The 13,998-nt window shown below is 40.9% G+C and carries 16 protein-coding genes and 1 pseudogene; 7 read left to right on the top strand and 10 right to left on the bottom strand.

Annotated features, from left to right (window positions below; all coding sequences use genetic code 11):
• Window positions 1-66: 66 nt before the first annotated feature.
• Complete coding sequence (locus Len3610_RS01750) at window positions 67-906, bottom strand: ABC transporter permease (RefSeq protein WP_176446435.1); 840 nt, start codon at window positions 904-906, stop codon at window positions 67-69.
• A complete protein-coding gene (locus tag Len3610_RS01745) occupies window positions 899-2,113 on the bottom strand; it encodes a quaternary amine ABC transporter ATP-binding protein (protein WP_176446434.1) in 1,215 nt (404 codons plus the stop codon). Before Len3610_RS01745 ends, Len3610_RS01750 begins: the two co-directional genes overlap by 8 nt.
• 447 nt (window positions 2,114-2,560) lie before the next feature.
• Between Len3610_RS01745 and Len3610_RS01740 the strand changes: the two genes are divergently transcribed.
• On the top strand, window positions 2,561-3,034 hold the full coding sequence (locus Len3610_RS01740; RefSeq protein WP_176446433.1) for a GbsR/MarR family transcriptional regulator: 474 nt from the start codon (window positions 2,561-2,563) through the stop codon (window positions 3,032-3,034).
• Window positions 3,035-3,090: 56 nt separating this feature from the next.
• Here the strand turns inward: Len3610_RS01740 and Len3610_RS01735 are convergent, their stop codons facing one another.
• The gene (locus Len3610_RS01735; RefSeq protein ID WP_176446432.1) at window positions 3,091-3,429 is read right to left on the bottom strand and encodes a DUF1878 family protein; all 339 of its coding nucleotides are present in this window, start codon (window positions 3,427-3,429) and stop codon (window positions 3,091-3,093) included.
• Between the two features lie 267 nt (window positions 3,430-3,696).
• Here Len3610_RS01735 and Len3610_RS01730 point away from each other — a divergent pair, with 267 nt between their 5' ends.
• A complete protein-coding gene (locus Len3610_RS01730) occupies window positions 3,697-3,882 on the top strand; it encodes a hypothetical protein (RefSeq protein ID WP_176446431.1) in 186 nt (61 codons plus the stop codon).
• A 112-nt stretch (window positions 3,883-3,994) separates the two neighbouring features.
• Window positions 3,995-4,891 carry a peptidylprolyl isomerase gene (locus tag Len3610_RS01725; RefSeq protein ID WP_176446430.1) on the top strand — a complete coding sequence of 299 codons (897 nt, stop codon included), beginning with the start codon at window positions 3,995-3,997 and terminating at the stop codon, window positions 4,889-4,891.
• Window positions 4,892-4,942: 51 nt separating this feature from the next.
• On the opposite strand, the gene Len3610_RS01720 is transcribed toward Len3610_RS01725, so the two are convergent.
• The 3 genes from Len3610_RS01720 to Len3610_RS01710 form a co-directional block, all read right to left on the bottom strand.
• Window positions 4,943-5,140: a sporulation YhaL family protein gene (locus tag Len3610_RS01720; RefSeq protein ID WP_176446429.1), complete on the bottom strand. Its 198-nt coding sequence runs from the start codon at window positions 5,138-5,140 to the stop codon at window positions 4,943-4,945.
• Window positions 5,141-5,223: 83 nt separating this feature from the next.
• Window positions 5,224-6,171, bottom strand: coding sequence for a 3'-5' exoribonuclease YhaM (gene yhaM / locus Len3610_RS01715; protein WP_176446428.1), 948 nt, complete (start codon window positions 6,169-6,171; stop codon window positions 5,224-5,226).
• Window positions 6,172-6,193: 22 nt separating this feature from the next.
• A complete protein-coding gene (locus tag Len3610_RS01710; RefSeq protein ID WP_176446427.1) occupies window positions 6,194-6,787 on the bottom strand; it encodes a GbsR/MarR family transcriptional regulator in 594 nt (197 codons plus the stop codon).
• 505 nt (window positions 6,788-7,292) lie between these two features.
• Between Len3610_RS01710 and Len3610_RS01705 the strand changes: the two genes are divergently transcribed.
• Window positions 7,293-7,478 (top strand): YhzD family protein, encoded by a 186-nt coding sequence (locus Len3610_RS01705; protein WP_176446426.1) that lies wholly within the window; start codon window positions 7,293-7,295, stop codon window positions 7,476-7,478.
• Window positions 7,479-7,722: 244 nt separating this feature from the next.
• Here Len3610_RS01705 and Len3610_RS01700 read toward each other — a convergent pair whose 3' ends face one another.
• Both Len3610_RS01700 and Len3610_RS01695 read right to left on the bottom strand, forming a co-directional pair.
• Complete coding sequence (locus Len3610_RS01700) at window positions 7,723-8,496, bottom strand: enoyl-CoA hydratase (protein WP_255259736.1); 774 nt, start codon at window positions 8,494-8,496, stop codon at window positions 7,723-7,725.
• Window positions 8,497-8,769: 273 nt separating this feature from the next.
• Entirely contained in the window at window positions 8,770-9,132 is a 363-nt protein-coding gene (locus tag Len3610_RS01695; protein WP_176446425.1) for a YlbF/YmcA family competence regulator, read from the bottom strand.
• Between the two features lie 154 nt (window positions 9,133-9,286).
• Here Len3610_RS01695 and Len3610_RS01690 point away from each other — a divergent pair, with 154 nt between their 5' ends.
• From Len3610_RS01690 to Len3610_RS01680, 3 genes and pseudogenes are all read left to right on the top strand, one after another.
• Window positions 9,287-9,514: a hypothetical protein gene (locus Len3610_RS01690; RefSeq protein ID WP_176446424.1), complete on the top strand. Its 228-nt coding sequence runs from the start codon at window positions 9,287-9,289 to the stop codon at window positions 9,512-9,514.
• A 21-nt stretch (window positions 9,515-9,535) separates the two neighbouring features.
• Window positions 9,536-10,126, top strand: coding sequence for a hypothetical protein (locus Len3610_RS01685; RefSeq protein ID WP_176446423.1), 591 nt, complete (start codon window positions 9,536-9,538; stop codon window positions 10,124-10,126).
• A 264-nt stretch (window positions 10,127-10,390) separates the two neighbouring features.
• Window positions 10,391-11,487: pseudogene (locus tag Len3610_RS01680) on the top strand (ABC transporter ATP-binding protein).
• A gap of 140 nt (window positions 11,488-11,627) precedes the next feature.
• Here Len3610_RS01680 and Len3610_RS01675 read toward each other — a convergent pair.
• Both Len3610_RS01675 and fumC read right to left on the bottom strand, forming a co-directional pair.
• Entirely contained in the window at window positions 11,628-11,834 is a 207-nt protein-coding gene (locus Len3610_RS01675; protein WP_176446422.1) for an alpha/beta-type small acid-soluble spore protein, read from the bottom strand.
• A gap of 164 nt (window positions 11,835-11,998) precedes the next feature.
• Window positions 11,999-13,384, bottom strand: coding sequence for a class II fumarate hydratase (gene fumC, locus Len3610_RS01670; RefSeq protein ID WP_176446421.1), 1,386 nt, complete (start codon window positions 13,382-13,384; stop codon window positions 11,999-12,001).
• Window positions 13,385-13,998: the final 614 nt, after the last annotated feature.

The raw sequence follows: 13,998 nt of genomic DNA, 5'->3' as shown, positions 1-13,998 counted from the left end.
AAAATAATAATATATATATGTTCGGATCTCTGCATCATGTATGATGCAGATAACCCGTGAACATCCTTAATTTTTACTTGCCCCCTGTGTAATCCTGTCAAGCAGCATCGCAAGGATAACAAGTGATAAACCACCTTCAAATCCTGATCCGATATCAACCTGTGTAACAGCCCGGTAAACAACTGTACCAAGACCAGGCGCCCCGACCATGGACGCGATGACAACCATTGACAAGGACAGCATAATCGTCTGGTTAATACCTGCCATGATGGACGGCATTCCCAGTGGTATCTGAACTTTTGCCAGCCTTTGCCCAGTAGTGGAACCAAAGGCGTTGGATGCTTCAATCAGTTCCTGGTCAACCTGCCGTATGCCAAGGTTTGTCAGCCTGACAGTCGGCGGCATGGCAAAAATGATGGTTGCAATAACACCAGGGACCATTCCAAGGCTGAAAAACACAACCGCCGGAATCAAATAAACAAATGCCGGCATCGTCTGCATAAAGTCAAGTACCGGCGTAATAACCGTCTGGACAGTGTTTTTTTGCGACATCCAAATCCCAATCGGAATCCCGATTATCATCGCAATAACAACTGAAACTAAAACAAGGGATATCGTTTCAATAGTCTCCGTCCAGTACCCGAGGTTATTAATAAGTCCAAGACCCAGGAGAGCAAACAGACCAATTTTCCAATTGACTACCCACCATGCCAAGAGAGCTATTATGACAATCAGCAAAAGTGGGGGTACAAATTCCATTAATAACACAAAATTCTCTGTAATGAATGCAACGACGTTCGAAATCGTATCAAACACAATCGAGAAATAATTTGTCAAAAAATCAACAAACGATTCAACCCACTCAGCCAATGGAATGGCGGGGAAAAATCCTGTATTCTCATCCATTTGCTTCGTCACCCCCATTTCCATTCAGCACTTTATCGTTACCTGCAAGTGCTCCGATAATGGATCCTCTGACAACAATGCCGACCAGCTTACCTGATTCGTCCACAACAGACAGTGGCGCCTTGTCATCAGCCATTGGCTCGAATAGTTCAGACAGCAATGTATCAGGATGAACCGTCGGAATATCAGTTACCAGAACATCTTCAAGTGCCTTATTTTCCCTAGCGGCTTCTGCTGCCTGATCTGCCGTTACATAGCCGAGTAATTTTTGTTTTTTGTCAACCACATAAATGGTTGAAACCCCATTTTCCTTCATTAACCTTAGCGCAACATTGGCACCCCGATCGACCGTCACCGTTTCAGCACGTTTCATGACATGTCCAGCTGTGAGAACCTTGGCAAGATCGACATCTTCAACGAAACGCTCAACATAATTATTGGCGGGATCCATCAGGATATCTTCAGCTGTCCCGACTTGCACGATACTGCCATCCTTCATCAGTGCAATCCTGTCACCAATTCGGAGGGCCTCGTCCAAATCATGTGTGATGAAGATAATCGTTTTATGTACCCGCTGCTGCAAATCCATGAGTTCATCCTGCATATCTTTACGAATCAATGGATCCAGTGCACTAAACGCCTCATCCATCAAGAGAATCTCCGGGTCGTTGGTGAGCGCTCTGGCCAAGCCGACGCGCTGTTGCATACCGCCGGATAGTTCACTTGGATATTTTTCAAAATAGCCGCCTAAACCAACGAGTTCCAATGCTTCACCCGCTCTTCTTTCCCGTTCTTCTTTGTCAATGCCTTGAATTTCCAAGCCGTATTCGGCATTTTTGAGAATTGTCTTATGTGGCAGCAATGCGAAATTTTGGAAAACCATGCTCATTTTTTTCCTGCGCAAATTTCGCAAATCGTCCTTATCCATCTCTGTTATATTTTCATCGTCGAGCCATACATCGCCTGAGGTTGGTTCAATCAAGCGATTCAGCATACGAACGAGTGTTGATTTACCACTTCCGGATAAACCCATGATAACAAAGACTTCGCCATCATCTACTTCGAATGTAGCCTGATTAACACCCACTGTCATACCCGTTAAGTCCAGAATTTCATCTTTTGATTTATTTTCCTCGAGATATTTGACAGCTTGTTTCGGTCGCCTGCCGAATATTTTTGTTAATCTATCGACTTTAATTTTACTCATTTTTTCACCTCACTTAACGATAGTCCTTTAATTTTTTAGTGTTGATTCAGAACAACTTGATTGAATTGCCCATAATCAGTGAGCATTCCATCACGTTTCTATTGTCCTTTTTCAAATCAAATATGAATGACAAGGATAAAAGTCCTGCAACTTCTTTATCAGATTAAATTTATAAAACGACACCAAAACGATTTGGTTCGGTTGAGCTTAAATTTAACTGACCTCATCTCGTTCACTCTTAATACTATAAGACTATTACATTTAAATTTCAAACATTAAATACCGGTAATTTTGTACATATTTTTTGTACAGTTTATTCTGTACAAAGTTATATAGACACATTCTTTAATTTCCTCTCATTTTCTTTGATTTACTTGTATACTCCAAATTTTTATTTTGCTTAATTTTCATGTAACCTTTATTTAGCAGCCTTTTTAGGAGGATTTCATGTACAAGTCAACGACAGAAGATGTTACATATAAAATTATTTCAGAATTTGCAAAAACACTTGAAATGTTCGGCTTAAGCCCCTTGGAAGCACGGTTATTTGTTTATTTATATTTGCAGGATCAGCCAAAGACGTTAGATGACATGAGTGAAGCACTGGGAAAAAGTAAAACATCGATGAGTACAAGTATACGCAGTTTATCCGATAGCAGCCTGGTGACACTTGTATGGAGAAAAGGTGTAAGGAAAGATTTATATGAAGCTAACAATCAATTATTTAAAACATTTATGAATAATTATGTTAATAAGTGGATTGACGCATCCATCCACCAAAAAGAATCGCTGCAGAAATTACAGCAAGACCTTGAAAATCAGGGAACAGAACAACCTTCCGAACTTTTGAACAACCTAAATAAAATTATTGATTTCCACAAGCAAATTGAATCCTCGTTTCACCATTTAGAGTCTGATTAAGACCGAAACCTGGTTTTTCGACCTGATGCTTGGTGTTTTCTCGTGATAGCCTGGTTTCACCTTTCCAAAATTTTTATGAATTCTTGCATTAAAGAGGGATAATATCCTTCTTTTTTTAATGCATAAACCGTTGTATTCGGATCCAATTTTTCGTTAAGCATACCGGCAAACTGTACTAAAAGTGACGAAAAATCCAGAAAGCCATCATCTTTTTGGTTCATGTATTGATGATGCAATTTTTCCAGCAATTGCAAAATCCTCTCATATTCAGCCTTTGTTATGCTGTTTTCAATAATCATTTTTGTGAATGGATATTGATTTACATCGATTGTTTTCGATAACAGTTGAAAATAAAAACGCAATGTTTCATTCTGCTCTCTATTCCTCAACAACATAACCCCCCCCGAACCGATTTATTCATGTTCCCTATTTTAAATTATTATACTAAAAAAAGCAGTTAACTGAAAAAGTTTCATAACTGGCTATCTGTTCATGCAGCGATGACGTAACCAAATTCTTTACGGATTTAAACGTTCCTGATTTTATAAATGAAACCGGATTTCCAACATCGAAAAATTAAATTTATACTGTTCATGACAGGAATCTTTTGATAAAGTATTAAATATGGATGATGTGGTATCCTTTTTTAAGGGGGTTTTTAAATGGGGTTTATTTTTGCGTTTTATGCAATTTTTGTCTTACTGATATTTAATTCATTAACACAGCAGTTTTGCACGAAAATGGAAATGAAGGAGAAAAAACAGTCGTCCATGTTTCGTGTTATTAATATTATGGTGCTGGTCTTACTCATATCCTCTTATGTGAAAGTATTAAATGCTACCGTTTAGGAAGTATATTCCGACTTTTCAGGGATTCTTTAAACTGAAACAAATAAAATATATGCTATATTAGTAAGCTGACTAATTGCTAAAGCGACAAATCGATTAGGAGTGTGCACAAATGAAAAAATTGGCAATCGCTGCAACCTTAACTGCCGGTGTTTTGACATTATCAGCCTGTACGGATGATGGTGACTCGGAGGTCGTAGCCGAAACAAATGCCGGTGATATCACCAAGGAAGAATTTTATCAGGAGATGAAAAATCGTGCTGGTGAAGGTGTCCTTCGTGAGCTTATTACGATTGAGGTACTGAGCGATAACTATGAGGTAACAGAGGAACAAGTGGATCAGGAAGTGCAAAATACAAAGGACCAACTGGGTGAACAATTTGAAATGTTCCTGCAGCAGCAGGGAATCCAGAGCGAAGAAGCGTACCGCAACACAATCCATCTCAGTCTTCTCCAGCTGGAAGCAGCAGCTGAGGATATGGACATTACCGAAGAGGATTTGCAGGATAGATACGACCGCATGCAAACAGAAATTGAGGCACGGCACATTTTAGTCGATGATGAGGAAACGGCTAATGAAGTGAAAAGCAGACTTGATGACGGTGATGATTTCGCCGACCTCGCAGAAGAATATTCAAATGATAATGCATCTGCCCAGAATGGCGGCGACTTAGGCTACTTCTCTGTTGGTGACATGGTACCGGCTTTTGAGGATACAGCCTATGATATGGAAGTAGATGAAATCAGCGATCCCGTTGAATCCCAACATGGCTTTCACGTTATTCAAGTAACGGACAAGCGTGAAACTGAAGAGGATATCGGTTCATTTGAAGACAATCAAGATACCATACGCCGGAATATTATAAATGATCGTGTCGATATTCAAGCACTTCAGGAAAAAGTTAACGGCCTGATTGAGGATTCTGACTACAACATTCAAGCAGAAGGTCTGGAAGATATCTTTGAACAAACAAATCCAGGGCAATCTCAAGGGCAGCCTCAAGGTTAAAAAAAGCTGCTGATCCGCATAAAACGGATCAGCAGTTTTTATTAATCATTTTTAATGTGACAATTGCTGTCTCCGTTGCTGTTTTTGCTGGCGTTCCTTTTCCATTCGATCGATGTATACTTTACCTTCCTGCTCAATATATTGCTGTTCGATCCGGCGTTCTGCTCTCATTGCTCTAAAAGCCATGTAACCGCTCAAAAAAATGAAAAGGATCATCATAAAAACCCACCAAGGCACTCCAAGAATCATGCTATGCCCCCCTTGTCCATGAATGAATCTGCTTCATATATATGACTAAAAAAGGGGGAAAATAACCTTTTAAAGAAATCAGCCTAATTCTCTTCAAAGAGCGGTTTATAAAATGACCGATTATCAAGTGCAAATAACCGTTCTGTAAATTCTCCGGGCTTGACCTTATCCAGTGCACGGTTCAGCATATTCATCCGTGCATCAATCAAATCAATCAAATGCAGTAATTCTGCTTCCCGGATTAATGGCGGCTTGGGACTTCCCCATTCTGCTTTACCATGATGGGATAGAATCAAATGCTGTAAAATCAATACTTCCTCACCATCAATTTGCAGTTCTTCAGCCATATTTCCAATCTCCTCAACCATGATTGGAATATGTCCAACCAATTTTCCTTCCAATGTATACGATGTCGTTACAACACCTGATAGCTCTTTAACTTTCCCAAGGTCGTGCAAAATGACGCCTGCATATAATAAATCCTTATTCGTATTCGGATAGAGTTGATGCAGTTCTTTAGCCAACGCAAGCATGCTGACAATATGGTGTGCCAGCCCTGATACATATTCGTGATGGTTTTTCGTTGCTGCAGGGTAAGTCAGCAGAGCTTCCTGATACTTTTTGATGAGAGCTCGTACAATTCGCTGTAATGACGGGTTCTCCATCTCAAAAATGGCTTCCGTTAACTTTTCCATCAGCACGTCTTTATCAATGGGGGCTTTCTCAACAAAATCGGAAACCTGGACACCATCTGTTGTTTGGGAGGGGCGAATGGAAAAGATTTTCAGTTGTGGCTTTCCCCTGAACTGATTAACTTCCCCGGAAAGCTTCACAATCTGCTCGGGAACAAATATTTCCTCATCTTCTTTCGTCGCATCCCACAATTTTGCTTCGATTTCACCTGTCGCATCGCGCAATATTAGTGTTAAAAATGGCTTTCCATTGCTGGCAACTCCCCTTGTGGCTGTTTTGATCAAAATAAAACTGTCGAATGCATCACCAATAGTGTAATGTCCTATCCCCTGTTTCAAATCGCTTCCTCCCCCTTTTTTATCATGATCGGTTATCCCTTCGATACTTCTCATCACCTGTCTCTATATCGTTTCTTGGTACATATTCAAATATTTCGCCCGACTCAACCACCTGAATAAACTTCATCAGCCACTTGTAATAATCCTTGGCATAACGGAGACGATCAATGTCCCGGCCAATTCTGTTTTTCAGGTTCTCATCACTCGTTTCCTGAGCTATTTTTCTGAGTTCCATGATGGTTTCTTCAGCCTCTTCAATGTTCGTCTCAGTATGGTGGCGCCAACGGTTTCCAAACAATGATGTGAATGATTTATACCAGTCCTCCTCTGATCGATACAAATCTTTTCGGATGCCTCTTTTAAAAGTCGATTCGACCATTTTCATATCCGATAAAGACCGTACACCTGTTGACATACTGGTTTTACTCATTTCCAGGGCATCACGCATACCATCAAGTGTCATCGGTTCATCTGAAAAGTACAGGACACCATATAACCGACCTACAGAGGATGTAATACCATATAGGCTCATATTTTTAGCAATTACTTGGATGAATTTTTCAATCGTTTCTTCATATTTTTCTTCTTCATTTGATGTGTGTTTATCGTTAGGCAATGGAATCCCTCCATACACTTTTATAAGAGGTTGGTTTTTACCAAACGAGGTAAAAAGTTTAGAATTAAAGCAGTATTTACCATGGTTACAAAGTGAACTAAACGAAGTCCGGCTCTAACGCCCGGCAACCGGTGAAATCTTCCTTACCACAATACGATAAGGCAGCATCGATTCGCTGATTCCCGGGACTTCGGCACACAGATTATGCCGGTGTTGGCACAGAGTGTGTCGTTTTAGCCGGCCGTCCTTTGTATATACAGCATCTACGCCTTTGTTCTAACCTGAAAATAGTTTATCATTAATATTTACGGAATGCGAACAGAATTTGCTGATTCTGTTGAAATAACATGACCTGCAGCTTCTTTGAATTCATTCTTACCTGTCACCATTATAACAAACTCCTTAAGCGAATATATGTTTACAGGAAATCCTTCTCTTGGTTCCGCTTTTATGATATGTTTGAATCAAAATACAGCTAAAATTATCTTAAGGGGGACTCACACTTATGAAAACGTATTTTTTAACTGTTTTTGATAAAACCGGAGAAAGATTGCTTAACGAGTCTTTTGAAGCAAGTGACAATCATGAAGCGGAAAAAGTTGGTCAAGCGCGACTCGACGAAGAAGGATACGGTGAGTATACCCACCGCTGTGTCTCACCGGAAGCAAAACTGGTCTTGTTTCATCGCTAGTAAAACGGTCTCTCACTAATATAATCGAAACGAAACAGACAACAGGGGCGTACAGTCAGCGAAAAGCATTCAGCGGAATGGTTTTCTCAACTGAATGATCGGCTTGGCAGCTGTCCCACTTTTTCTTTTTTATATAATCTTAACGTTTTGAAGTGTGGGACTAATTGCCATACATGTATGATAAAATTTTAAATTAAAGCCACCTTTTTAACGCCATATTCGATATTAATAGTGAGAGGGCTTACTATATACCCTTAAACACGGGTTGACGCTTTTCCCGGAACGCCTGCACACCTTCCCGATGATCTTTGGTCTGCAGAAGCTCCCACTGTGTTTGCCGTTCTGCTTTTAAATAGGATTTAAGTGTGTCGATATTATGATCATGATAAATTTTTTTCGTTTTTAGCATGGAATTAATTGGTGAAGCCAGTATTTGCTCAGCCATTTGTGCGGCCTGTTCTGTAACGTCCGTTTCACTCAGGAAATCGACAAGCCCCATTGTTTCAGCTTCCGTTCCCTTAACTTGCTGTTTACCCCAAATGAACTGCTTTGCGCGCTGTGTCCCCAGACGCTCACGCACCCAAAAATGTCCGCCGCCATCCGGTGCCAGTCCAATACCAATAAACAGCATGCCTAATTTGGCTTCCTGATGAGCTGCAACATAGTCGGCTGTTAGCGCAAGACTTAACCCCAATCCGGCAGCAGACCCGTGAATGGCTGAAATTACAATTTTAGGCATCGTATATAATTTCAGGACAGCGTTTTCAATTTGCTCCATGACCTCTTTATAATAATCATTTCCTGCTAAATCAGTCATCATACCAATATCACCGCCTGCGGAAAACGCCTTTCCTTTTCCGCTTAAAATGACAACTTTATCATCGTTTTGCTCGACTTGATCCAACACATTACTCAATTCCTTCAGCATGTCCCCGTCCATGGCGTTATACCGACCAGGCCGGTTTAAATAAATATAAGAGACATTATTTTTGCTCTCCAGTAATACAGTACTCATCATATCAACCTCTTCCAATAATTTATACATGACATAATTCGCGATTCTTGTTAAAAATCCTTCTTTTGTTCCTAAGTTATCCTAGAAAAAACGCTGACGCGTCTTTTCAGATGCCAGAGGTCGGAGGTCGGATTGGTAGAAATCGGCGAGTTAGCCGATTTCCGGATTGAAAATGCCATACGAAATTTATACTTACTTATCTTACTAAAAATACCACTATATTTCCCAATAAGTAAAACTCCCGCAGTACATGAGACTGCGGGAGCGTGTTAGTATTTATTCATTTGATTCTTCTTCCGGATTACCATATAACTCTTCTAACGGTTTTGTAATAATACGGCTCACGTCATTAATGACAACATTCAGACGCTGTTCTTCTTCCATTAATTTGGAGATATCCTCCTGCTGCTGCACTAGCTCAACAACATTGCGGGCTTCTTCAACTTCTTCTTCGGAAATTTCCTGACCTTGCATTTGTTTTTCCTGTAATTGCATTTGTGTATTCCGGAAGTTATCAAACATTTTCTTTGTGGATTCATCAGCCATTACGGCATCATACGCTTCTTTTAAGCCTTTGAATTCATCACTGCTGCGAATTGCTTTTTCTAAATCATATGCACTATCATAAATATTAGACACGATAGATCCTCCTTCATTTTCGTCTAAACTTACTATAACAGACGTTTCAACCACTGTATACCTTTAGGAAAAAGGCCAGAAAATGCAAAAATTGATGTTTTCACCTCCTATACACTGGTATAATGAAAAAAGTACCAGGAAAAGAGGCATTTTTATGATAGACCAATTGCGCAAAATTTTTTCTACACTAATTTTATATCAAGATATAACTGAAAATGAGAAAGATAACTACAGGTGGTTTATGACAATGGATAGTGAGCTGATTGGCGTCCATCAAAAAGAACTGACAGGCAAAGATGTCCAGTTGTTAAGTACGTTTTTGCGGCCTCATAATATATTTACGCCGGCAATCACACCTGAGGAAAAAGCTTGGCATACATAACATCGGCAACGAAACACAACAGTGATGACAAGCCGATACATACGCTTTATTTACTTTTCTTTTCAACCGGATCAGATTAAACCATCATTATTTAAAGAGGCAGTAAATGAATTTTTCGCAAAACAGGTGCCCGTACTGTGGGAAAATGATCATGAAGGGGTTATTGTTGAGGAAAACCCTGATGACCCTATTTCATATGAAGCGATTATTGACGTCTTTATGAGTGATCTGTCCGTTAATCTGCACTTTTTCGTTGGACCTTTTTTAACGTCATTATCAGAAGCAGGAAAAGGGTATCAAACACTGATAAAAGGTGCCGAAATCGCTGGCAAATATTCCGATAAGGCTGTCGTCAACTATCTTGAAGCTCTCCCCTATATACTTATTGACCAAGCGGAAAATGATTTTCGGGCTGACTTTGTTCAGACTGTTCTAGCCGATACGGCAGATGATGATGAACTTCTCAAACAATTGAAACGTTTTATCACGTGTAATAAATGTATCCGTCACCGCCAAAGAGCTATATCTCCACCGGAACAAGCCTGCAATACCGCCTTGAACAAATTCAAGGAAAAACAGGTATCGAAATACGCGAATTCCACCAGGCAGTGACTGTTTACCTGGCCTTACGGATGATAAAGTGAAACTTCATTCAGTGGAGCGGTTTTTTCCGCTGAATGTTAGTTGAACAGAATCGGATATTTGCGCCAGTTAAGATCCGGCTTTTCACCGTGATACTGACTCATCATTTTTTTGAAAAATAACAATGTGCACAAAATGGCTTGTTTTCTTTGTGCATGATTACCATTTACGAAGCCTCCTCCAATTAACTAAAATGAACTTATAAACCGCTTACATATTGAGAGGAGAGAAAAAATGGCTGAAATGCGAATGGAAAGTATCCAAAAAGTATACGACAAAAACGTCCCTGCCGTTGATGACTTTAATTTGGATATTACTGACAAGGAATTCATTGTTTTTGTCGGTCCATCCGGCTGTGGAAATCAACCACTTTTACGGGATGAATTGGCAGGAATTGGAGAAATAACTGATGGGATATACATTGACGACAAACGAATGAATGATATCGCACAAAAGACCGTGATATCGCAATGGTTTTCAAACTATGCCCTCCTATCCGCACATGAATGTTTATGACAAACATGGCTTTGGATTGAAAACTCCGGAAATTCAAAAAAGACGAAATTGAACAGCGGGTTCAAAACGCTGCTAATATTTTAGGCTTGGAAGGCTATTTGGATCGCAAACCAAAAGCATTATCCGGCGGGCAGCGGCAACGTGTTGCTTTAGGCCGGGCAATTGTCCGTGACGCAAAAGTCTTCTTAATGGACGAACCACTATCCAATCTCGATGCCAAACTGCGTGTACAAATGCGTGCGGAAATTCAGAAACTGCATCAGCGGCTGCAAACAACAACGATTTATGTTACACACGATCAGACAGAAGCAATGACAATGGCGACACGGCTGGTCGTCATGAAAGATGGTATTATTCAGCAAGTAGGTGCTCCAAAAGAAGTATATGACCAACCGGAAAATATTTTCGTAGGCGGTTTTATCGGCTCACCATCGATGAACTTCATAACCGGAACATTGGAAGATGGCTTCTTTGTAAGTGACGAAACGAAGATAAAAGTTCCTGAAGGCAAAATGAAGACACTTCGCGATCAAGGATATGTCGATAAGGACCTGACCTTGGGGATACGTCCTGAAGATATTCATGATGAGCCTGCTTTCATTGAAGCATCACCTGATACAAAAATAACCGCAATGATCGAAGTTGCAGAGCTTATGGGTGCTGAGTCCTACCTTTACTCGAAATTCAATGAACAAGACTTTGTTGCACGCGTTGATTCACGCTCTGATATTACCGGCGGCGAACAAATCGAGCTTGCCTTTGACATGAACAAAGCACTTTTCTTTGATCCGGAAACAGAAAAAAGAATCAGGTAACGAAGAACATTGATTTAGTATAAAATCCAATTAAATGCAAAAAATACCAATGTATTTGGATATTAAAATAGAGGGAAGCTTTGAAACTTCCCTCTACTCTTTAGTAATGGGGGTTTATCCCCTCGTGAGGCCATTCATTATTATTGTTGTCCACTGAATTGAGATTGAGCTGATTGAACAAGTCGTTTGGTAATTTCACCACCGACAGAACCGTTTGCACGGGAAGTCGTGTCAGCGCCCAAGTTAACACCAAACTCTGATGCAATTTCAGTTTTCATTTGGTTTAGAGCTTGTTCTGCGCCAGGAACAACTAGCTGGTTTGAGTTTCCGCTATTGTTATTTGCCATGTCTATCACCTCCTGTACGCATTATTGTGAACAGATCCCGAAAACTTATCATGAAATATCGCTGGTAATTGTTGCTTATATACGGGAAGCGGCAGCATTAGCAACGTTAACTGGTTGGTTGATAAAAAAGCTCACTACCTAATCAGATAGTGAGCTTTTTAGTATTATTTCGGATATGTCATTTCTTTCGGATTCACGTATTTTTCAAATTCCTCTTCGCTCAGCAATTCAAGTTCAATGGCAGCTTCTTTAAGGGTCGTATCGTCCTCAAATGCTTTTTTAGCAATTTTGGCTGCATTTTCATAACCAATATGCGGATTTAAAGCAGTGACCAGCATTAACGAATCACGTAAGTATTTTTCAATTTGTTCAAGGTTTGGTTCGATGCCTTTTACACAACGCTCATCAAATGAAAGCATAGCGTCTTCCAGCAATTGACATGATTGCAGGAAGTTATAGGCAATAACCGGTTTGAACACATTCAGTTCAAAATTACCCTGACTGGCCGCAAATCCGATTGCCGCATCATTTCCCATCACTTGTGTTGTTGCCATCGTAACTGCTTCAGGCTGTGTCGGATTGACTTTTCCGGGCATAATCGAACTTCCAGGCTCATTTGCCGGTATGGTGATTTCACCAATGCCTGAGCGTGGGCCACTTGCCAGCCAGCGCACATCATTGGCAATTTTCATCAAATCAGCTGCAAGGCCTTTCAACGCACCATGAACATGAACCGCATCGTCATGGCTTGTTAAGGCATGAAATTTATTCGGTGCGGATTTAAAGGTTTTGCCGGTTTCTTCAATGATGGCTTTTGTCACGGCTTCTGAAAAATCAGGATGGGCATTCAGGCCTGTCCCGACAGCAGTACCGCCGATCGCCAAGTCCCTGACATAGTCAAGGCTTTCAGAAATCATCGTCTCTGATTTTTCCAGCATGCGATGCCAGCCGCTGATTTCCTGCCCCAATGTCAGAGGTGTCGCATCCTGTAAGTGTGTGCGGCCAATTTTGACCACTTCCTGAAAGGCTTCCATCTTTTCATTCATGGTATTTTTGAGTGTTTTTACAGCAGGCAGAACATGATCTTCCAATTTTAAAACGAAAGCAATATGCATAGCTGTCGGATAGGTGTCGTTAGAGCTTTGGGATTTATTGACATCATCATTCGGATGCAGCGTCACCTCACTGCCCTGCTCTTTCAGCCATTCTGTACCGACATATGCAATAACTTCATTCACATTCATATTGGACTGGGTTCCGCTTCCGGTCTGCCAAACAACCAACGGAAAGTGTTCGTCAAGCTTACCGTCAACTATCTGATCAGCGGCATAAGCAATTGCCTCTGCTTTCTTCTTGTCCAATAAGCCGAGATCGCTGTTCGCCTTGGCAGCACTTTTTTTAAGAATTGCAAATGCCCTGATAACTTCAATTGGCATCTTTTCGCCGCCAATCGGGAAATTCTGTTTGCTTCGCTGTGTCTGTGCCCCCCAGTACTTATCGGCAGGAACTTTCATTTCACCTAGTGTATCTTTTTCAATCCGGTAGTCCATATCTGTTGCCTCCCTATGTATAAATATAAACTAACTGACCTTATTGTAACAAAAAGTGGGGCAAATGGGCAGGTCCGGATTTCTCTCTGCCCAAATGCAGTACGAAATCAGCTAAAACGTCAGAGAAAAGGCTTCTCTCTGCCAAAATGCAGCACATAATCAGCTAAAACGGCAGAGAGAGGCCTTCTCTCTGACCAAATGCGGTACATAATCAGCTAGAACGTCAGAGAGGGGCCTTCTCTCTGCCATAACGCAGCACATAATCAGTTAAAACGGCAGAGAGAGGCCTTCTCTCTGCCAAAATGCAGCACATAATCAGCTAAAACGGCAGAGAGAGGCCTTCTCTCTGACCAAATGCGGTACATAATCAGCTAGAACGTCAGAGAGGGGCCTTCTCTCTGCCATAACGCAGCACATAATCAGTTAAAACGGCAGAGAGAGGGCTTCTCTCTGCCAAAATGCAGCACATAATCAGCTAAAACGGCAGAGAGAGGCCTTCTCTCTGACCAAATGCGGTACATAATTAGCTAGAACGTCAGAGAGGGGCCTTCTCTCTGCCAAAATGCAGCACATAATCAGCTAAAACGGCAGAGAGGGGCCTTCTCTCTGCCAAA

It is taken from the genome of Lentibacillus sp. CBA3610 (assembly GCF_013373365.1).
Taxonomy (GTDB): domain Bacteria; phylum Bacillota; class Bacilli; order Bacillales; family Amphibacillaceae; genus Lentibacillus.
Note: the sequence above shows the minus strand (reverse complement) of the source record. Positions and strands in the feature narration are given on the sequence as shown.

Coding starts and splice junctions, on each gene's coding strand:
- Len3610_RS01750 (WP_176446435.1), bottom strand. CDS start 906: ATGGATGAGAATACAGGATTTTTCCCCGCCATTCCATTGGCTGAGTGG.
- Len3610_RS01745 (WP_176446434.1), bottom strand. CDS start 2,113: ATGAGTAAAATTAAAGTCGATAGATTAACAAAAATATTCGGCAGGCGA.
- Len3610_RS01740 (WP_176446433.1), top strand. CDS start 2,561: ATGTACAAGTCAACGACAGAAGATGTTACATATAAAATTATTTCAGAA.
- Len3610_RS01735 (WP_176446432.1), bottom strand. CDS start 3,429: ATGTTGTTGAGGAATAGAGAGCAGAATGAAACATTGCGTTTTTATTTT.
- Len3610_RS01730 (WP_176446431.1), top strand. CDS start 3,697: ATGGGGTTTATTTTTGCGTTTTATGCAATTTTTGTCTTACTGATATTT.
- Len3610_RS01725 (WP_176446430.1), top strand. CDS start 3,995: ATGAAAAAATTGGCAATCGCTGCAACCTTAACTGCCGGTGTTTTGACA.
- Len3610_RS01720 (WP_176446429.1), bottom strand. CDS start 5,140: ATGATTCTTGGAGTGCCTTGGTGGGTTTTTATGATGATCCTTTTCATT.
- Len3610_RS01705 (WP_176446426.1), top strand. CDS start 7,293: ATGAAAACGTATTTTTTAACTGTTTTTGATAAAACCGGAGAAAGATTG.
- Len3610_RS01700 (WP_255259736.1), bottom strand. CDS start 8,496: ATGATGAGTACTGTATTACTGGAGAGCAAAAATAATGTCTCTTATATT.
- Len3610_RS01690 (WP_176446424.1), top strand. CDS start 9,287: ATGATAGACCAATTGCGCAAAATTTTTTCTACACTAATTTTATATCAA.
- Len3610_RS01675 (WP_176446422.1), bottom strand. CDS start 11,834: ATGGCAAATAACAATAGCGGAAACTCAAACCAGCTAGTTGTTCCTGGC.
- fumC (WP_176446421.1), bottom strand. CDS start 13,384: ATGGACTACCGGATTGAAAAAGATACACTAGGTGAAATGAAAGTTCCT.